The sequence below is a fragment of the Streptomyces sp. NBC_00510 genome, assembly GCA_036013505.1.
Classification (GTDB): domain Bacteria; phylum Actinomycetota; class Actinomycetes; order Streptomycetales; family Streptomycetaceae; genus Actinacidiphila.
The window spans coordinates 7,472,961-7,492,199 of record CP107851.1; the positions used below are offsets into that span (position 1 = coordinate 7,472,961).

At 73.7% G+C, this 19,239-nt stretch carries 18 protein-coding genes; 13 read left to right on the forward strand and 5 right to left on the reverse strand.

The window, feature by feature from the left end:
- Positions 1-22: 22 nt before the first annotated feature.
- Complete coding sequence (locus OG937_33780) at positions 23-3,112, reverse strand: alpha-L-rhamnosidase N-terminal domain-containing protein (protein ID WUD76308.1); 3,090 nt, start codon at positions 3,110-3,112, stop codon at positions 23-25.
- A 295-nt stretch (positions 3,113-3,407) separates the two neighbouring features.
- On the opposite strand from OG937_33780, the gene OG937_33785 reads away from it, so the two are divergent.
- Complete coding sequence (locus tag OG937_33785; GenBank protein WUD76309.1) at positions 3,408-3,860, forward strand: GNAT family N-acetyltransferase; 453 nt, start codon at positions 3,408-3,410, stop codon at positions 3,858-3,860.
- A gap of 5 nt (positions 3,861-3,865) precedes the next feature.
- Here OG937_33785 and OG937_33790 read toward each other — a convergent pair whose 3' ends face one another.
- The gene (locus OG937_33790; protein WUD76310.1) at positions 3,866-4,561 is read right to left on the reverse strand and encodes a gamma-glutamyl-gamma-aminobutyrate hydrolase family protein; all 696 of its coding nucleotides are present in this window, start codon (positions 4,559-4,561) and stop codon (positions 3,866-3,868) included.
- Between the two features lie 105 nt (positions 4,562-4,666).
- Here OG937_33790 and OG937_33795 point away from each other — a divergent pair, with 105 nt between their 5' ends.
- From OG937_33795 to OG937_33810, 4 genes are read left to right on the forward strand one after another with little or no spacing between them, the layout of a single operon-like run.
- Complete coding sequence (locus OG937_33795) at positions 4,667-6,043, forward strand: glutamine synthetase family protein (protein ID WUD76311.1); 1,377 nt, start codon at positions 4,667-4,669, stop codon at positions 6,041-6,043.
- An 8-nt stretch (positions 6,044-6,051) separates the two neighbouring features.
- Positions 6,052-7,437: an aldehyde dehydrogenase family protein gene (locus OG937_33800; protein WUD76312.1), complete on the forward strand. Its 1,386-nt coding sequence runs from the start codon at positions 6,052-6,054 to the stop codon at positions 7,435-7,437.
- A gap of 8 nt (positions 7,438-7,445) precedes the next feature.
- Positions 7,446-8,234: a 3-oxoacyl-ACP reductase gene (locus OG937_33805; protein WUD76313.1), complete on the forward strand. Its 789-nt coding sequence runs from the start codon at positions 7,446-7,448 to the stop codon at positions 8,232-8,234.
- A 47-nt stretch (positions 8,235-8,281) separates the two neighbouring features.
- Complete coding sequence (locus OG937_33810) at positions 8,282-9,232, forward strand: DUF2510 domain-containing protein (GenBank protein ID WUD76314.1); 951 nt, start codon at positions 8,282-8,284, stop codon at positions 9,230-9,232.
- 58 nt (positions 9,233-9,290) lie between these two features.
- Here OG937_33810 and OG937_33815 read toward each other — a convergent pair whose 3' ends face one another.
- The gene (locus OG937_33815; GenBank protein WUD76315.1) at positions 9,291-10,493 is read right to left on the reverse strand and encodes an amino acid deaminase/aldolase; all 1,203 of its coding nucleotides are present in this window, start codon (positions 10,491-10,493) and stop codon (positions 9,291-9,293) included.
- Positions 10,494-10,640: 147 nt separating this feature from the next.
- Here OG937_33815 and OG937_33820 point away from each other — a divergent pair, with 147 nt between their 5' ends.
- Together OG937_33820 and mycP are read left to right on the forward strand one after the other, a co-directional pair.
- Positions 10,641-11,864, forward strand: coding sequence for a hypothetical protein (locus OG937_33820; protein WUD76316.1), 1,224 nt, complete (start codon positions 10,641-10,643; stop codon positions 11,862-11,864).
- Positions 11,861-13,054 carry a type VII secretion-associated serine protease mycosin gene (mycP, locus tag OG937_33825; protein WUD76317.1) on the forward strand — a complete coding sequence of 398 codons (1,194 nt, stop codon included), beginning with the start codon at positions 11,861-11,863 and terminating at the stop codon, positions 13,052-13,054. Before OG937_33820 ends, mycP begins: the two co-directional genes overlap by 4 nt.
- Here mycP and OG937_33830 read toward each other — a convergent pair.
- The gene (locus tag OG937_33830) at positions 13,020-13,997 is read right to left on the reverse strand and encodes a class A beta-lactamase-related serine hydrolase (GenBank protein ID WUD76318.1); all 978 of its coding nucleotides are present in this window, start codon (positions 13,995-13,997) and stop codon (positions 13,020-13,022) included. The genes mycP and OG937_33830 overlap by 35 nt on opposite strands.
- Before the next feature lie 97 nt (positions 13,998-14,094).
- Between OG937_33830 and OG937_33835 the strand changes: the two genes are divergently transcribed.
- Positions 14,095-14,829: an SseB family protein gene (locus tag OG937_33835; GenBank protein ID WUD76319.1), complete on the forward strand. Its 735-nt coding sequence runs from the start codon at positions 14,095-14,097 to the stop codon at positions 14,827-14,829.
- A gap of 70 nt (positions 14,830-14,899) precedes the next feature.
- Here the strand turns inward: OG937_33835 and OG937_33840 are convergent, their stop codons facing one another.
- Positions 14,900-15,277 (reverse strand): DUF1844 domain-containing protein, encoded by a 378-nt coding sequence (locus OG937_33840; protein WUD76320.1) that lies wholly within the window; start codon positions 15,275-15,277, stop codon positions 14,900-14,902.
- A 275-nt stretch (positions 15,278-15,552) separates the two neighbouring features.
- Between OG937_33840 and infC the strand changes: the two genes are divergently transcribed.
- The 5 genes from infC (at position 15,553) to OG937_33865 (ending at position 19,211) form a co-directional block, all read left to right on the forward strand.
- Positions 15,553-16,302 carry a translation initiation factor IF-3 gene (gene infC / locus OG937_33845; GenBank protein ID WUD78977.1) on the forward strand — a complete coding sequence of 250 codons (750 nt, stop codon included), beginning with the start codon at positions 15,553-15,555 and terminating at the stop codon, positions 16,300-16,302.
- A gap of 120 nt (positions 16,303-16,422) precedes the next feature.
- Complete coding sequence (gene rpmI / locus OG937_33850) at positions 16,423-16,617, forward strand: 50S ribosomal protein L35 (GenBank protein ID WUD76321.1); 195 nt, start codon at positions 16,423-16,425, stop codon at positions 16,615-16,617.
- Positions 16,618-16,717: 100 nt separating this feature from the next.
- Positions 16,718-17,101 (forward strand): 50S ribosomal protein L20, encoded by a 384-nt coding sequence (gene rplT, locus OG937_33855; protein ID WUD76322.1) that lies wholly within the window; start codon positions 16,718-16,720, stop codon positions 17,099-17,101.
- 106 nt (positions 17,102-17,207) lie between these two features.
- Complete coding sequence (locus OG937_33860; GenBank protein ID WUD76323.1) at positions 17,208-18,041, forward strand: RNA methyltransferase; 834 nt, start codon at positions 17,208-17,210, stop codon at positions 18,039-18,041.
- Between the two features lie 45 nt (positions 18,042-18,086).
- Positions 18,087-19,211 carry an ATP-binding protein gene (locus OG937_33865; GenBank protein WUD76324.1) on the forward strand — a complete coding sequence of 375 codons (1,125 nt, stop codon included), beginning with the start codon at positions 18,087-18,089 and terminating at the stop codon, positions 19,209-19,211.
- The last annotated feature ends 28 nt before the right edge of the window (positions 19,212-19,239 follow it).

Sequence of the window (19,239 nt, forward strand, 5' to 3'; positions counted from 1 at the left end):
TGCGCCGGGGAGCGACCTGGGGTCAGCCGCGCGTCACGGCCGTGAAGACGGTACGACCGGACCCGACCCGGTAGACGGCCCGGCCGTCCTGGACGCCCAGGTACGTGGCGTGGCTGCCGGCCGCGGTGTAACGGCCGCCCGCCACCACGGGCAGCGCGACCGTCGCCGTCACGTTGACCGGCACCTCGACCGTCGTGTCCACCCCGTGCCGGTTCCGCCGCCAGTCGACGCCGACGGTGCCGCGCTCGGTCCACTGGCTGCCCGAGGCGTGGCTCACGCCCGCGTCCGCCGGGGCGATCCGCACCGACGCGCCGCCCGGGCTGGTCACCGTGAGGCCGAGCACGCCCTCCAGCACTCCGACGACACCCGCGCCGCCCCAGCCGTGCGACATGCTCTCGCTGCTGCTCTGCGAGACCTGGCCGGGCGCGCAGTCACTGCTCGCGCAACCCGGAGTCCACTGCTCCCACAGGAAGGTGCCGCCCTCGGCCAGGACCTGCGCGGGACCGTCGACGGAGGGATCGGTGAGGATCCGCACCAGCGTGTCCGGCCGGTCGACGACCCGCAGCGCCTCCAGCAGGGTCCGCAGCGTCATCGGCCCCTGCCGCATCCCCTGCCGGGACAGCTCCGCGCCCAGTGCGGCGTACTCGGAGGGCTCCGCGACGCCGTAGGCGACCGGGAAGCTCTGCGCGTGCTCGCCCTGATGCGCGATCAGGGCGCCGTCGGAGGACAGACCGTCCGACCACAGCCCGGTGCCGCCGTCCCGCAGCCGCTCCCGCATCGCCGCCGTCAGCTCGTCCGCGCGGCCGGCGTAGACGTCCCGGGTGGCGTGGTCGCCGAGCGCGTCGGCGGCCTCGGCCACCGACCGCATCGCGCCCACCCCGAGGGCGTTGACGACGGTGCGGTTCACGTTGCCGTCGGTGACGTAGCCGTACCGCATCGGGGCGGGCCAGTCGATGATGCCGTGCAGGTACGCGCCGCTGCCGCCGGGCAGGTCGGCGACCAGACCGCGGTCGTCCACCGCCGAGGAGACGTAGTCGGCGACGTTGCGCATCACGGGCAGGGCCCGGGCGAGCAGTTCGCGGTCGCCCGTCGTGCGGTAGTAGCGCATCACCCACTCGGGGAACATCTCGGTGTAGTCGGGGATGTCCCGCTTGGCGTCGCCGTTGGGGTAGACGGAGTTCAGGGCGCCATTGGGCCAGTAGCGCGCCTGGGAGTTCATGAAGGACTCGATGGCCTGGCGGGTCAGGCTGCGCTCGCCCGACGCGGCCATCGTCGCGAAGGACTCGTCCACGGTGTCGCCGAGGAACTGGCCCTTCTCACGGGTGGGGGTGTCCAGGAAGACGTTCTGCGCGGACTGCAGCGCCGAACGCTGCATCAGCGAGAAGACCTGGTCCAAGGTGCCGTCGCTGCTGCGGAACGTGGCGGGGTGCGCCGCGTCGGTGTTCTGGACGACGGCGGTGACGTCCCGCGTGGTCAGCTTCTCGCCCGAGTCGCTGATCTGCAGGTAGCGCCAGCCCCAATAGGTGAAGGCCCGGGCGGTCTGCGGGCCGTCCTTCTCGGTGTAGAAGAAGCGCATGTTGCTGCCCTGGGTGTCCAGACCCGACGTACCCGCGCGGGAGTTCTCCACCCAGCTCGCGGCGGCGTGGTCCTTGCCCAGGGGACGGTCCAGGGTCACCGTCGTGCCGTCCACCGCGCTCACGGTGCGGGTCTCGGGGTGCCCGGCGCCGTACCCCGTGGCGGGCGCGTCCACCAGGATCTCGTCGCCGGCGTGGACGTTGGCCGCGTTGGCGAGCGTCACCGAGGTGTCCCCGGCCCGTACGGCGGCGCTCAGCGTGGAGTTGCTGCGCCGGTAGCTGGTGGTGAACGTCAGCTGCCGGCCGGCGGTGCCGGAACGCAGCCGTACCGAGGGCACCGCGGCGTACACCTTGCCGAAGTCGGCGAGGACGGTGCCGTCGGGCAGGTGCAGCAGCGAGACGGGGTGGACGGTCTCCTGCGTGAGGTGGGCCTCCAGCGCCGACAGGTGGGTGAAGGCGCACGGGGACGAACCACCCTCGTAGGGAGCGCAGTTGCCCGGGTTCGGCCGCGGATGGGCACCGATGACGGTGGCGGCGGCCCAGCCGGAGTCGTCGTAGCCGGGGGTGTTCCAGCCGGTCGGCTCGACCGTGGCGTCGTAGTACTCGACGCGGTCGCCGGCGTCGCCGTTGCGGTAGGTCAGGGTGTCGACCCGCTGCGGCTCGTAGCGGTGGACCTTCCAGGTGCCGTCGGAGACCGCCACGTCCCGGGTGCCGTCCGCGTGTTCGACCACCACCTTGACCAGCAGCCCGGAGGGGCCCTCGGGGGCGTTCGGGCCGTTGGCCCGGCCCTGGCACTTGCAGGACCAGTAGTGCGTCAGCACGCCCACGGCCAGGTCCCGGCCCGCCTTGACGCCCTTGACGGCGGCGACGTCGTAGAAGCCCTCGCCGGCGTACTCGTAGGACGAACTGCGCTGCACGGTCTTGCCGTTGACGTCGACCTGCCAGTCGCCGGAGGCCGCGACGTACACCCGGGTGCCGACCACGGGGCTGCCCGCGGACACCCGGACGACCTTGCGGGCCGCCGTCCACTCGTTGCTCGCGTCGTTCCCGGTGGCGGGACGGCGGATCCACTGGGCGCCGGACCAGTCCTGGTCCGTCAGGCCCGTGCCGAAGGACGCGCCGGCCGAGTAGGGGGAGGCCTCCCCCGCGCGGTCCCACGTCCGCACCTTCCACTGGTACGCCGTCCCCGGCGCCAGCGCGGGCCCGCCGTACGGCACCCAGGACTGCTCGGAACCGCGGACCTTGCCGCTGTCCCAGACGGTGCGGCCGCCGGGCACGCGCACGACGACCTGGTAGGCGGTCTGGACCTCGTCGGAGTCGCTGTCGCGGGGCAGCCAGCCGAAGCGCGGCGCGCCGTCGAGGGCGAGCGGGTCGGTGCGGTCGTCGACCGTCAGGCCGCCGGGGGCGCCCGGGGCGTGGTTGCGGGGCGCCGGCGCGTGGTCGGCGTAGGCCTGGGGGGTGGCGGCGGCCAGCGTCAGGCCCAGTGAGAGGGCGAGGAGGGTGAGGCGGCGGCGGGGAATGGGCGGACGTCGTTTCATGGACACCTCTCGGCGGAGTTAGAACGTTTCAATCCGCGGGCGTATGTTATTGATACGTTTCAATCCTGTGAACGGGGTGAGCCTAGGCAGGCCCGTGTGCGCTGTCAACGCCCCCTCGTGTGCGGCGCCGTTGCGGGCGGCTGCGCCGGGCTGCCCGGTGGTGGGATGCCCGCCGCAGGCGCAAACGAGCCGCACACAACAACCGGGCCGCACGGGGCACCCCGGGGCGCAAACAACCCGCACACGACAACAGGCCGCAACGGGGCACCCCCCGCAGAACATCTACGCTGCACGCATGAGCGACCTCCACTTCCGCCCCGTCACCCGCCACGACATCCCCGCCGTCGTGGCGATGTTCGCCGACGACGGCCTCGGCCGCGGCCGCGAGACCCCGGACGACCTGGAGCCCTACTACGCGGCGTACGAACGTGTCGTCGCCGACCCCGGGCAGCACGTGGTCGTCGCGGAGCGGGACGGCACGCTCGTCGGGGTGCTGCAACTGTCGGTGATACCGGGGCTGTCACGGCGCGGCACGACGCGCTCCGTCATCGAGGCGGTCCGCGTGCACCGCGACGCCCGCGGCGGCGGCCTGGGGACGCTGATGATCGAGTGGGCGGTCGAGGAGTCCCGCCGCCTGGGGTGCACGCTGGTGCAGCTGACCTCGGACCGGGCCCGCGCCGACGCGCACCGCTTCTACGAGCGCCTCGGCTTCACCGCCTCGCACGTCGGCTTCAAGCTGCAGCTCTGACCGCTTCAAGCTGCAGCTGTGACCGCCGCGGCGACCAGCGCCCGCATCACCCGCTCGTCCTCGTCCATCTCGGGGTGCCACTGCACCCCCAGCACGAAGCGGTCGCCCGGCAGCTCCACGGCCTCCGGCGTGCCGTCCTCGGCGTGGGCGCCGACCACCAGCCCCCGGCCCAGGGTGTCCACCGCCTGGTGGTGGTACGTGGGCACCGTCATGGCCTCCGGCACCGCCTCCGCGTAGCGCGTGCCGGGGACGGGCTTGACGGTGTGGCCGCCGAACGCGCCCACCCGGGGGCCGCGGTGACCGTCGATGTGCTGCACGAGCGTGCCGCCGAGGGCGACGTTGAGCAGTTGCATGCCCCGGCAGATGCCCAGCAGGGGCACCCCGGCGGCTAGGGCGGCGTCGAGGAGGGCGAGCTCCCAGGCGTCACGCTCCCGCGCGGGCGGGTCGGTGCGCGGGTCGGGCTCGGCGCCGTAGCGCGCGGGCTCGACGTCCGGGCCGCCCGCGATCACCAGCCCGTCCAGCCGGGCCACGGCGTCCGCGGCGTGGGCGGGGTCGTCCGGCGGGAGCAGCGCGGCGAGGCCGCCGGAACGCCGTACGAGCAGCGGGTACCCGGCGGGGAGCAGGGCGGCGGGCAGGTCCCAGCCGCCCCAGCGGGCTGAGTCGACCCAGTAGGTGCTGACACCGATCAGCGGACGGGCCACGGGAGCCTCCCTGCGACGCGCGGATTTCTTCTTGCACCGTACCCAACTGGGCCCCGGGCCCGTACTTTTGGATCACCTGTCGGCCGGTAGGAGAGGTGATCACCCGTGGTGCACCGAACAGCCCCGCTCAGCACCGACGACCTGCGACGACGTGTCGACTCCGGAGAGATCGACACGGTGGTCGTCGCCTTCACCGACATGCAGGGCCGGCTGCAGGGCAAGAGGTTCGCCGCAGGGCACTTCCTCGACGACGTCCTGGAGCACGGCACCGAGGGGTGCAACTACCTGCTGGCCGTCGACGCCGACATGAACACCGTGGACGGCTACGCCCTGTCCTCCTGGGAACGGGGCTACGGCGACTTCGCCATGCACCCCGACCTCGGCACCCTGCGGATCACCCCCTGGGACGCCGCCACCGCGCTCGTCATCGCCGACCTGCGGCTGCTGGACCACGGCTCCACGCCGGTGGCCCCCTCACCCCGGCAGATCCTGCGCCGCCAGACCGAGCGGCTCGCCGAGCGCGGCTGGTCCGCGTACGCGGGCACCGAGCTGGAGTTCATCGTCTTCAAGGACACCTACGAGCAGGCCTGGACGAACGGCTACCGCGACCTGACCCCCGCCAACCAGTACAACGTCGACTACTCCCTGCTCGGCACCGGCCGCGTGGAGCCGCTGCTGCGCCGCATCCGCAACGAGATGGGCGCCGCCGGGATGCGCGTGGAGTCCGCCAAGGGCGAGTGCAACCTCGGCCAGCACGAGATCGCCTTCCGCTACGACGAGGCCCTGGTCACCTGCGACCAGCACAGCGTCTACAAGACCGGCGCCAAGTCGATCGCCGCGCAGGAGGGGTACTCCCTCACCTTCATGGCGAAGTACAACGAACGCGAGGGCAACTCCTGCCACATCCACCTCTCGCTGCGCGACGAGGACGGGCGGCCGGTCTTCGCGGGCGACGAGCCGGGCGGCATGTCGGAGACGATGCGGCACTTCCTGGCCGGGCAGCTCGCCGCGCTGCGCGACTTCTCCCTGCTGTACGCGCCCAACATCAACTCCTACAAGCGGTTCCGGCCCGGCTCCTTCGCCCCCACCGCCGTCGCCTGGGGCCCGGACAACCGCACCTGCGCCCTGCGCGTGGTCGGGCACTCCCCGTCCGCGCTGCGCCTGGAGAACCGCGTGCCGGGCGGCGACGTCAACCCCTACCTCGCCGTCGCCGGGATGATCGCCGCCGGCCTGCACGGCGTGGAGCAGAAGCTCACCCTTCCCGAGCCCGTCACGGGCAACGCCTACGCCAGCGACGGCGTGGCGCACGTGCCGGCCACGCTGCGCGAGGCCGCCGAGCTGTGGGAGGCCAGCCCGATCGCCCGGGCGGCCTTCGGCGACGAGGTCGTCGAGCACTACCTGAACATGGCCCGCGTCGAACAGGACGCGTACGACACCGCCGTGACCGACTGGGAGCGCTACCGCTCCTTCGAACGCATGTGAGGCAGCGAGTGCCCGAAGCACCCGAACCGCTCGAAGCGCTGGACGTGCTCAACCCGGCCACCGAGGAGGTGATCGCCACCGTCCCCGCGGCCCGCCGGGAGGACGTCGACGCCGCCGTCACCCGCGCGGCCCGCGCCCAGACCGCCTGGGCGGCCCTGGCCCCGGCCGACCGCGCGCGGCTGCTGCGGCGTTTCGCGGCCGTGGTCGACGCGCACGTGGAGGAACTGGCCGCCCTGGAGGTGCGAGAGGCGGGCCACACGGTGGGCAACGCCCGCTGGGAGGCCGGCAACGTCCGCGATCTGCTCGACTACGCGGCGGGTGGCGTCGAACGGCTCAGCGGCCGGCAGATCCCGGTGCCCGGCGGCATCGACGTCACGTTCCTGGAACCACTCGGCGTCGTCGGCGTCATCGCGCCCTGGAACTTCCCCCTGCCCATCGCCGCCTGGGGGACCGCCCCGGCGCTAGCGGCGGGCAACGCGGTGATCCTCAAGCCCGCCGAGACCACCCCGCTGACCGCGCTGCGCCTGGCGGACCTGGCACTGGAGGCGGGACTGCCCGAGCACCTCTTCCAGGTGCTGCCCGGCCGGGGCCCGGTCGCGGGGGCGGCCCTGGTCGAGCACCCGGGCGTCGCGAAGATCGTCTTCACCGGGTCGACCCGCGTCGGCAAGCAGATCATGGCCTCGTGCGCCGGCACGCTCAAGCGGGTCACCCTGGAGCTCGGCGGCAAGTCGCCGAACATCGTCTTCGCCGACGCGGACCTCGACAAGGCCGCGGCGACCGCCCCGATGGCCTTCCTCGACAACGCCGGGCAGGACTGCTGCGCCCGCACCCGGATCCTGGTCCAGCGCCAGGTGTACGACCGCCTCATGGAACTGCTGGAGCCCGCCGTCCTGGCCGTCGGCGTCGGCGACCCCGCCGACCCCGCGACCGGCATGGGCCCGCTCATCTCCGCCGTGCAGCGCGACCGGGTCCGCGCCCACGTGGCCCCCGACGCGCCCGTCGCGATCCGCGGCACGGCTCCGGAGGGCAAGGGCTTCTGGTACCCGCCGACCGTGCTGACCCCCGCCGACCCGGCCGAGCGCGTCGCGGTGGAGGAGGTCTTCGGCCCGGTGGCCGTCGTGCTGCCCTTCGAGGACGAGGCCGACGCGCTGCGCCTTGCCAACGCCACCCCGTACGGCCTGTCGGGCTCGATCTGGACCCGGGACGTCGGCCGCGCCCTGCGGCTGGCCCGGGGCACCGCCGCCGGCAACCTGTCGGTGAACTCCCACAGCTCGGTGCGCTACTGGACACCGTTCGGCGGGTTCAAGCAGTCGGGGCTCGGGCGCGAGCTCGGCCCGGACGCGCTGGCCGCCTTCACCGAGACCAAGAACGTCTTCATCAGCACGGAGGAGTGATCCCGGCAATGACGGAAGCAGAAGCAGTGGTGTGCCGCCGCCTGGTGGGCCGGACGGCGGTGGTCACCGGCGCCGGCAGCGGCATCGGGCTCGCCTCGGCGCGCCGGCTGGCCTCCGAGGGCGCGCACGTGGTGTGCGCCGACATCGACGAGGCCGCGGGCAAGGCGGCCGCCGAGGAGGTCGGCGGGCTGTTCGTCGAGGTCGACGTGACCGACGCCGGGCAGGTGGAGGCGCTGTTCAAGGCGGCGTACGACACCTACGGCTCGGTCGACGTCGCCTTCAACAACGCGGGCATCTCGCCCCCCGACGACGACTCGATCCTCACCACCGGCATCGACGCCTGGCGCCGCGTCCAGGAGGTCAACCTCACGTCGGTGTACCTGTGCTGCAAGGCGGCGCTGCCGTACATGCAGCGCCAGGGCAAGGGCTCGATCATCAACACCGCGAGCTTCGTGGCCGTCATGGGTGCGGCGACCTCGCAGATCTCGTACACCGCCTCCAAGGGCGGCGTGCTGGCGATGTCCCGCGAGCTGGGCGTGCAGTTCGCCCGGGAGGGCATCCGGGTCAACGCGCTGTGCCCGGGGCCGGTCAACACCCCGCTGCTGCGGGAGCTGTTCGCCAAGGACCCGGAGCGCGCCGCGCGCCGCCTGGTGCACATCCCGGTGGGCCGCTTCGCGGAGGCGGAGGAGATCGCCGCCGCCGTGGCCTTCCTCGCCAGCGACGACGCGTCCTTCATCACCGGAGCGGAGTTCCTGGTGGACGGGGGCATCGCGGGGGCGTACGTGACCCCTCTGTGACCGGGTGACTGACGGGAATCTTAAGGCCCGGGCCTTAGGGTGACGCCGTGACCATGACGACCCCGCCCGGCTGGTACCCAGAGCCCGGGCAGACAGGCAACGGGCCCGCTCTGGAGCGCTGGTGGGACGGGACCGCGTGGACCGAGTACACCCGCACCGCCCCGCCCCCCGCCCCGGCGTTCGGCGCCGGGGCGCCGGGCTACCCGCAGTACCCCGGCGCGTTCCCCGCCGCTCCCCGCAAGCGGCGCGGCGGTCTGATAGCGATCGCCGTCGTCGCCGCGGTCGTGGTGGCCGGCGCGGTGATCGGAGGCGTCGTCGCCCTCGGCAGGGGCGGCGGCGACAGCGCGGACTCCGCCCGGCCCGCCCCCTCCCTCACGGCCCCCGGGCAGGGCCCGGAGGGCGACGACGGCGGCCCGGGCGGTGGGGGTCCGGACGGCGGCGGCCCGCAGGACGTGCCCAAGAGCGAGCCCGGCTTCGCCCTGGACGCCGTCGACGGCGTCAGCCTGCCCGTGCCCGACGGCTGGACCGGCGCCACCAGCCGGTACGGGCTCGCGGAGCTCAGCGTGGGCGAGTACGCCTGCCCCGGCGACACCTCGAACACCTGCCTGCGCGGCGGCGTCTTCTCCATGCCCGCCTCGTCGGTGAAGCTGAAGTCCACCACCGCCGAGGCGGCGGCCAAGGAGGACATCGCCGGCAACGCCGAAGGGGCCTACGGCGGCAAGGTCTACGGCGACATCACCTCGCACACGCAGCTGCTGTCGCAGAAGGTCACGGTCGCCGGCGAGCAGGGCTACCTGGTGCGCTGGAAGGTCGTCACCGAAAGGGGCGACGACGGCTACGTCCAGTCGCTGGTGTTCCCCTCGCCGTCGGACCCCGACAGGCTCGTCCTGGTCCGCTACGGCTTCGACATCAACCCCAAGGCGCCCGGCCTCGCCGTGATGGACGAGATCACCAAGGGCATCAAGGCCTCGGGCTCCGGCGGCGGCACCGGCGTGTGACCGCCGCCCCCACGCGCGGGCGCCCCGGTCCGGTCCGTCCGGCCGGGGCGTCCGGGCGTCAGAGGAACGTCTTGCCCTCGCCGCGGTACGTCGGCACCGCCCGCGTCACCCGGTCGCCCTCGACCAGCTGCAGCGTGTCGAAGCGCTCGCACAGCTCGCCCGCCTTGGCGTGCCGGAACCACACCTTGTCACCGATGAGCAGGTCGTCGGCGGCCGTCCCGATCAGGGGCGTCTGCACCTCGCCCGGCCCCTCCTGGGGGTCGTAGCGCAGCCCCTCCGGCAGGTGGGGTACCGGCAGCCGGTCCCGGCCCGCCGCGCCCGAGGCCGGGTAGCCGCCGCCGAGGACGGTGACGACGCCCACACCCGGGCGGCGCACCACGGGCTGCGCGAACAGCGCGGCCGGACGGCCCCGGAAGGAGGTGTAGTTGTCGAACAGCCGCGGTACGTAAAGGCCCGACCCGGCGGCGATCTCCGTCACCGCGTCCTCGGCGGCCGTGCTCTGCACACTGCCCGTCCCGCCGCCGTTGACGAACTCCAGCCCGGGCGCCACCTCCCGCACCACCCGTACGACCTCCGCGCGCCGCGCCGCCAGCTCCCGGCGTGCCGTCGCCTGCATCAGCCGCACCGCGCGCGAGCGCAGCGGCCGGCCGGTGACCGAGTCGCCGACGCCGGCCACATGGCCCTCGTACGCCATGATCCCCACCAGCCTGAACCCGGGCCGCCGGGACACCTCGCGGGCCAGCGCGGCCATCTGCTCGGGCTGGTGGAGCGGGGAGCGCAGCGCCCCGATGCGGAGCCGGCCCCCCAGCATCTTCAGCGAGGTGTCCAGTTCCAGGCAGACCCGGACGATCTCGGAACCGCCCGCGCGCGAGGAGTCGATGAGGTCGAGCTGCGCCGCGTCGTCGACCATGACGGTCACCGCGGCCGCCAGCTTCGGGTCCGCGGCCAGCTCCGCGTAGCCGGAACGATCCGCCGACGGGTACGCCATCAGGACGTCGTCGAAGCCCGACCGCGCCAGCCACAGCGACTCGGCGAGGGTGAACGACATGATCCCCTCGAAGCCGTCCCGCTCCAGCACCCGCTCCAGGAGCGCGCGGCAGCGGACCGACTTGGACGCCACCCGGATCGGCTTGCCGCCCGCCCTGCGGACCAGGTCGTCCGCGTTGGCGTCGAACGCCTCCAGGTCCACGATCGCCACCGGTGCGTCGAGGTGGGCGGTGGCCCGGTCGTACCGGGCGCGAGCTGCTCCGCGATCAGACATGCGCGAAGCTTGCCAGAATGCCCCTACCGAGCGGTAGGGGCAAGTGATCCGTACTGACGCGTCGTGACGTCGCCGCGCCCAGTAGAGTGACGCCGCAGTCCATCGTGTGAACGGGCCGACCGCCGTGCGGCCGTGAGGGGGCACCGGGTGAGCGCCGGTTTCGACAGCGGGGGAGCGACCCCCCGGCCGAGCTGGTCCCCTCCGCGCCCCATACCGCCGCCCCCGGGCACCGCCCCGCACACCTCCGCCCCGGCCCACTGGGCCGCCTCCGCAGCCCCCGGCCGGGCGTCCGCGCCCTGGGCCGCCGCGGGCCCCGCCGCGTCCGGCGAGCCGGATGGCGGGCTGCCCCAGGAGCTGTACGGTACGACCCCCGCGCCGGCGCCCCCGTACCCGTGGCCCGCAGGCGAGCGGGGCCCCGTCGGCGTCGCCTACCCGGCCGGCCCCGTGCCGCCCCCGCCGCCCTCGGCCGTGCCCGGCGTGCCGCCCGTGCCCGGGCATCCCCCGGCCGCGGCCTGGTCCTCGCCCGTCCCGCCCTCCGCGCCGCCGCCGCACCCTCCCCGGCCGTCGCACGCGCCCTCGCACGCCGGCCGGGCGCGGCCGCGCCCGGCCGCCGCCGCCCTGTGCCTGGTGCTGGGCCTCGGCCTCCTCGGCGGCGCCGGCGCCGGGATGTGGATCAACCACGACCCGGCCGCGCCCACGCCCACGGCCGCGGAGGCGAGCAGGCGCGACTTCGCCCTCGCCCGCGGCCTGTGGCACAGCACGCCCGTCGACACGCTCTTCCCGCCCACCCTGCACGGCAAGGGCCTCGGCCCGGGCGGCGCCGAACGCACGTGGACCCGGATCGGCGTGGCGCCGGCCGGGGACTGCCAGGAGGCCTTCGACCCGCAGCTGGCCAAGGTGCTGCGCCCCGCGGGCTGCGTGAAGCTGCTGCGCGCCACGTACACCGACGCCACGTCGAGCGCCGTGACCACGGTCGGACTGCTCGTCACGAAGGCGGACACCCCCGTGATGCGGAAACTGCGCGACCGCTGGTCCGCCGAACGCCTCGGATCCCGCGCGGATCTGATGCCCCGTCCGGTCGCCTTCCCGGGCACCGTCTCGGCCGGCTTCGGCGACCGCCAGCGCGCCAGCTGGACGGTCACGGTCGCCGCCGACCTCCCCGTCGTCGTGTACGCGGTGAGCGGCTTCGCCGACGGCCGCGAGATCGCCGCCCCGCAGCCCGCCGCCTCGGCCGTGACCGCGGGCGCCACGGCCGCGCCCGCCCAGGCCGGACTCGGCCACGAGGCCGATGCCCTGGCCGACGCCGTCGACAGCCGGGCCCGCCGTGCCGCGCGCTCGCTGACCGCCACCCCGACGGGAGGTTCCGGATGAGGCGACTGGCCACCGGGATGGCCGCCGCGGCCCTCGCCCTGCTGCCCGTCGTCCCGGCCCACGCCGACGCCGTACGCGACGCGGACTGGGCGCTGGACGCGCTGCACGCACAGGAGGCCTGGCAGCGGACGAAGGGCGCGGGCGTCACCGTCGCCGTCCTCGACACGGGCGTGGACGGCACCCACCCGGACCTGACCGGGCAGGTCCTCAAGGGCAAGGACATGGTCGGCTTCGGGGCCCGCCGCGGCGACAGCGCCTGGGCCCGGCACGGCACGGGCATGGCCGGGATCATCGCCGGCCACGGCCACGGCCCCGGCGGTTCGGACGGCGTGCTGGGCATCGCCCCGGAGGCCAGGATCCTGCCGGTGCGGGTGATCCTGGAGGACAAGGACCCGCAGCGGAAGAAGGCCCGCACCACACGCGGCAGCGCCCTCGCCGACGGCATCCGGTGGGCCGCCGACCACGGCGCCGACGTCATCAACCTCTCCCTCGGCGACGACAGCCGCACCGCCCATCCCGAAGCGCAGGAGGACGACGCGATCCAGTACGCCCTCCGCAAGGGCGTGGTCGTCGTCGCCTCCTCGGGGAACGGCGGCGAGCAGGGCAACCGGGCCTCCTACCCCGCGGCGTACCCGGGCGTCATCGCGGTGGCCGCCGTCGACCGCTACGGCTCCCGCCCCGCCTTCTCCACCCGCCGCTGGTACGCGACGGTCGCCGCGCCCGGTGTCGACGTCGTGATCGCCGACCCCAACCGCCGCTACTACGAGGGCTGGGGCACCAGCACCGCCTCCGCCTATGTGTCGGGCACCGCCGCACTCGTCCGCTCCGCCTACCCCCGGCTCAGCCCCGCCCAGGTGAAGCGGCTGCTGGAGGACTCGGCGCGGAACACCCCGGCGGAGGGCCGCGACGACGCCGTCGGGTACGGACTGGTCGACCCCGCGGCGGCGCTGAAGGCGGCGGCGAAGCTCAAGCCCGAGGGCGCCGTGCCGAGCGCCGCCCCCTACGCGCGCAAGTACTTCGGCGCCGGCCCCGACGCGGCGAAGGCGGCCGCGGCCGCCGACGGGGACGCTCTGGGCGACGGCATCGCCGTGGCCTTCGCGATCGCCGGCACCGGACTGGTCGCGGCGGCCGCCCTGTTGTGGCTGCGGCCCCGGCTCACGACGCCCCGGAACGGCCGGCGGCGCGGCTGAACGCGTCCACCGCCGCCCGTGCGGCCCGTTCCACCAGCGTGATGCCCGCGGCCTGGGTCGTACTGCCGCGGGAGACCACGGCGACCAGGTAGGTCCGGCCGCCCGCCCGGACCCGCCCGATGCTGTTGATGTCCCACAGCCCGGTCGTACTCCGTTGCAGCCAGCCGTTCTTGACCTCGAACGAGCCGTCCGCCGCGGTCGGCACGCCCCAGGCCTGCGCGGCCGAGACGCGGCCCATCAGCCGCCGCACGTACGCGCGGGACGTCGGGTCGAGGGCGCCGTCGGTGCCGAACACCCGCTGCAGCAGGGTGAGCTGGTCGGCCGCCGTGGTCTGGGTCAGCCCCCACAGCAGCCCGCTGCCCGCCGTGGTCGAGGTGAGCCCGAGGCGGCGGTTGGCGGCGTCCAGCCCGGGGCCCTGGCCTATCGCCCGCCACAGCGCGGTGGCCGCGGCGTTGTCGCTGTTCTCGATCATCACCTCGGCCCGGGCCTCCTCCTGGGCCGTCAGGTCCCGTCCCGCGTCCTGCGCCTGGAGCAGCAACGCCGCCAGGATGTCGACCTTGACGATGCTCGCCGTGTCGTACAGCCCGTCCCCGTGCACCGCCCGGGCGCCCGAGGCGGTGTCCAGGACCGCCACGGAGCAGTGCGCCCGCGGGTCCCCCGACACGTCCCGCAGTGCCGTCTCCAGCACCTCGCTCCACACCACCTGGGGCTCCCTGCTCGCCTTCACGATCGCCACGTTCGCCGCCGCCCCGCCGGTCCCGGCCGCAGTGAGCGCCGCCGTGCGCGGCGGCGACGCCGACCCGTACGTCACCGTGCCGAGCACGGCGCACGCCAGGAAGGCCGTCGCGGTTACGCCGCGCACGATGCCGCGCGGGGCGCGGGGGACACGGGCAACTGCGCCCGCACGGCCGGGACGCCGTGCGGCGGGTTTCTCGGAAGCCATGCCCACGGAAGCTAGGGACGGAAACTGCGCGGTCCGTGAGAGGCGGATGAAGGGGGCGTAAGAAATCTCCGCCCGGTACCCCGGATACCCTCGGGAGGTGGCTCTCAAGAACATCCCCGACCCCGGTTTCTCCGACGACGACGGCACCGCCGACCCCCGGCTCGCGGCGGCGCTCGCCGCCTACGACGCCGACCCGTCGGCTGAACCCGAGGTGCTCGCCGCCCTCCCGGGCGCGCGCTTCCTGGTGCCGGTGGTGGCGCTGCTCGGGGAGGTCGAGGAGGGCCCCGGAGGGCTGCGCCGCGAGAAGACCAGCGACATGGCGGTGCCCACCATCCAGGCGGCCGACGGACGCAGGGCGCTGCCGGCCTTCACCTCCACCGAGGCCCTCGCGCGCTGGCGGCCGGACGCGCGGCCGGTGGCCGTACCGCTGGGCCAGGCGCTGCAGGCGCTGGCGCACGAGAAGGCCGACACCCTGCTGATCGACATGGCCGGGCCCGTGCCGTACGCGCTGACCGGTGCCGCGCTGCGTGCCGTCGCCTCGGGCCGCGCGGGCGCGGACCCGCTGGCCGACCCGGCGGTCCGTGCCGCGCTGCGGGCCGCGGTGGGCGCGGCGCCGGAGGTGGTCCGCGCGCACCTGGTCCCCTCCGCCGGTTCCGACGGCACGCTGGGACTGGTCCTGGACCCGGGCGCCGACGTGCGTCAGGTCGCCCAACGCGTCTCGACGACGCTCGCGGCGGACGAGGTGCTCCGCGGCGCGCTCGTGCGCGGCATCGAACTGGCGCTGCTCCCCGCCGACACCAGGTTGCCCGGCGAACCGCTCTTCACGCGCTGACGGCGCCGCCCCACCGGGGGGCGGCGCCGTCAGGAGCGCGGGGTGCGGGTGCGGGGTGCGGGTGCGGGGACTAGCCGTGGACGGGGCCGGTGAACTTCTCGCCCGGGCCCTCGCCCGGCGCGTCGGGGACGACGGACTCCTCGCGGAAGGCGAGCTGCAGCGACTTCAGGCCGTCCCGCAGCGGAGCGGCGTGGTAGGAGCCGATCTCGGTCGCGCCGGCGGTGACCAGGCCGGCCAGCGCGGTGATCAGCTTGCGTGCCTCGTCGAGGTCCTTGTGCCGCTCGCCGTCCTCCGCCAGGCCGAGGTTCACCGCCGCCGCGCTCATCAGGTGCACCGCGACCGTGGTGATCACCTCGACCGCCGGGACGTCCGCGATGTCGCGGGTCAGCGTGTCGAAGTCGGGGCGGTCCGCGGAGGGGGACTCGTGCTGGGGGCTGGCGTCACTCATGCCTCACACGATAGGGCCACGTCGGCCGATTACGGTCTGCGGTCGGACGCTGGTATGCTTGACGATCGACCGGCTGGACACCCCGTGGACGTCATGGAAACGGAGCGTTCCAGCCCACAAGTGGAGGCTCCGATCTCCCACCTTGCCGACTCTTCAAGGGCGGCGGGTCACCGGTCAGGTGCCGTGTCCCCGGACGAGGACAGGGCGCCCGATGCGCCCCGCGGGGAATTCCGCGGCGGTGCTCCCGGTTGTTGGAGCATCCGCCTGTGACCCGTATGGGGCGTTTTTTGACGTCTCCTCACGGGCCGGACCAAGTTTCAGACGTTACGCGGCTGTCAATCCAGTCAGACGCGTGGTGCTACCGAGGAGGCCCCATCAGCGCCGAGCCCCGCATCAACGACCGGATTCGCGTCCCCGAGGTGCGACTCGTCGGTCCCAGTGGCGAGCAGGTCGGCATCGTGCCGCTTGCCAAGGCACTGGAGCTTGCGCAGGAGTACGACCTCGACCTGGTCGAGGTGGCGGCGACCGCACGCCCGCCGGTCTGCAAGCTCATGGACTACGGCAAGTTCAAGTACGAGTCGGCCATGAAGGCCCGTGAAGCGCGCAAGAACCAGGCGCACACGGTCATCAAGGAGATGAAGCTCCGGCCGAAGATCGATCCGCACGACTATGACACCAAGAAGGGTCATGTCGTCCGGTTCCTCAAGCAGGGCGACAAGGTCAAGATCACGATCATGTTCCGCGGTCGTGAGCAGTCGCGCCCGGAACTGGGTTTCCGACTGCTGCAGCGGCTCGCCGACGACGTCCAGGACCTGGGCTTCGTGGAGTCCTCGCCGAAGCAGGACGGCCGCAACATGATCATGGTCCTCGGTCCGCACAAGAAGAAGACCGAGGCGATGGCCGAAGCCCGCGAGGCGCAGGCCGCCCGCAAGGCCGGTCGCCTGCCGAGGGACCCCGATGATCAGGAGCAGGAGTCGGAGGAGGAGCAGGAGCACGTGCAGGACGCTCCCGCCGACGCCAGCTGACGCCGTCTGACGGCGTTTGCCAGGACCCGGAGTTCCGCTCCGGGTAACGCAATGAAGGACTGACGCTCTCCGTCCGCTCCAGGGCGGACGGGAGGGCCAGCGACGAGGAGACTACGGCGCATGCCGAAGAACAAGACCCACAGCGGTGCGAGCAAGCGATTCAAGATCACCGGCTCCGGCAAGGTGATCCGCGAGCGCGCCGGCAAGCGCCACCTGCTTGAGCACAAGCCGTCGACGAAGACCCGTGCCCTCACCGGCACTGTCGTCCTGGCCAAGCCCGACGCCAAGAAGATCAAGAAGCTTCTCGGCAAGTGACGGCACGCCCCCTTCGACCAGGGGGCGCGATGCTGGACCGGGACCCATTCGTTTTCGGGCCGTGTGAGCACCCCCACGGTCCCTTAGAAGGAGTTATCTAGTGGCACGCGTCAAGCGGGCAGTCAACGCCCAGAAGAAGCGCCGGGCGATCCTCGAGCAGGCCAGCGGTTACCGCGGCCAGCGTTCCCGCCTGTACCGCAAGGCGAAGGAGCAGGTCACCCACTCCCTCGTCTACAACTACAACGACCGCAAGAAGCGCAAGGGCGACTTCCGTCAGCTGTGGATCCAGCGCATCAACGCCGCTGCCCGCGCCAACGGCATCACCTACAACCGCTTCATCCAGGGTCTGAAGGCCGCCAACGTCGAGGTCGACCGCAAGATCCTCGCCGAGCTGGCCGTGAACGACGCCAACGCGTTCGCCGCGCTGGTCGAGGTGGCCCAGAAGGCCCTGCCGAGTGACGTCAACGCCCCCAAGGCGGCCTGACCCACGCTCTTCCGGACCCGCAGGCCGTGTGCCTGCGGGTCCGTGCTGTGTCCCGGAGCGCCGCGCCGCGCGTCCGGCCGGACCCGACCGAAGTGAGTGCACCCCCATGCCCGGCCCCGAGCTGACCTCCCTGCGATCCCCCCGCGTCGTCGCCGCGCGGCGGCTGGCCAAGCGCAGCTTCCGCGGCAAGGAGCGGCGCTTCCTCGCCGAGGGTCCGCAGGCCGTGCGCGAGGCCATGGCGCACCTGGTCGAGGTCTACGTCACGCCCGAGGCCGCCGCCCGGCACGAGGGGATCGTCGCCGCGGCCCACGCCGCCCGGGTGCCCGTGTTCACCGCGACCGACGAGGTCGTCGCGGAGATGTCGGACACCGTCACCCCGCAGGGGATCATCGGCCTGTGCCGCTTCCTGGACACCCCGTTCGAGGAGATCCTCCGCGCCCGGCCGAAGCTCGTCGCCGTCCTGGCGCACGTGCGCGACCCCGGCAACGCCGGCACCGTGCTGCGCTGCGCGGACGCCGCCGGGGCGGAGGCGGTCGTCCTCACCGACGCCTCCGTCGACCTGTACAACCCCAAGGCCGTACGGGCCTCCGTCGGCAGCCTCTTCCACCTGCCGGTCGCCGTCGGCGTCCCCATGGAGACGGTGGTCGACGGCCTGCGCGGGGCGGGCGTCCGGCTGCTCGCCGCCGACGGCGCGGGGGAGCGCGACCTGGACGCCGAACTGGACGAGGGCACGATGGGCGGCCCCACGGCCTGGATCTTCGGCAACGAGGCCTGGGGTCTGCCGGAGGAGACCCGCGCACTCGCGGACGAAGTGGTGCGCGTGCCCATCCACGGCCGCGCCGAGAGCCTCAACCTCGCCACGGCCGCCGCCGTGTGCCTTTACGCCTCCGCCCGCGCGCAGCGTGCTCCCGGAGGGTGCCGCTCCGTAACAATGAGCTAGTAGTGTGACGCCCTCGGGGACCGCCTTGGAGAGGGGGTTACGGGGATGGACGTCAGGACGACCGGCGGCACGCCGCCGAGCGCGCCGGAGGGCTGGCCGACTGTCCTGACCGAACTCGGCATCACGCCCGACGAGCTCCCGGACGGCCTCGTCGTCGCCGACGAGCACGGGCTCGTCCTCTGCTTCAACGCCGCCGCCGCCCGGATCACCGCGCTCGACCCCGCCGACGTACTCGGCCGCCCCCTCGAGCAGGCGCTGCCCCTGGAGGACCTGGACGGACGCCGCTGGTGGCAGCTCACCGACCCGTACGCGGGCCTGGCCACCCGCACCGGGCAGCCCGAGCGCAACCTGCTGCTCCCCGGCGGACGCGAGGTGCTGGTCTCCGCCAGGTACGTCCGCGACCACCCCACCGGCCCGGTGCGCCGGCTGGTCGTCGCGCTGCGCGGCACCGAGGCGCGGCGGCGCACCGAGCGCAGCCACGCCGAACTGATCGCCACCGTCGCGCACGAGCTGCGCTCCCCGCTCACCTCCGTCAAGGGCTTCACCGCCACCCTGCTGGCGAAGTGGGAACGCTTCACCGAGGACCAGAAGAAGCTCATGCTGGAGACCGTGCACGCCGACGCCAACCGCGTCACCCGGCTGATCGCCGAGCTGCTCGACATCTCCCGCATCGACTCCGGCCGCCTTGAGGTGCGCCGCCAGCCGGTCGACATCGCCGCCGCGGTGCGGCGCCACGTGGACGCCCTCGTCGCCGCCGGACAGCCCGCGGACCGCTTCGCCGTACGGGTGACCAAGTCGCTGCCGTCGCTGTGGGCCGACCCCGACAAGGTCGACCAGATCCTGGGGAACCTGCTGGAAAACGCCGTGCGCCACGGCGAGGGAACTGTCACCATTGACGTAGCACCTTCGTCGTCACCGCGCGAGCGCGGATGGTCCGGAACGGCAGTGACCGTGAGCGACGAGGGCCCCGGCATCCCGGAGGAGTCCATGAACCGCGTCTTCACCCGCTTCTGGCGGGGCAGCAAACGCGGTGGCACGGGCCTGGGCCTCTACATCGTCAAGGGCATCGTCGAGGCCCACGGCGGAACGATCACGGTGGATCGCGCGCCCGGGAAGGGCGCCCAGTTCCGATTTATCCTGCCCGTCGGGGCGCCGGCCTTCACGGTCTGAGCATCGCGTGGTGATCCACCGGCCCCGA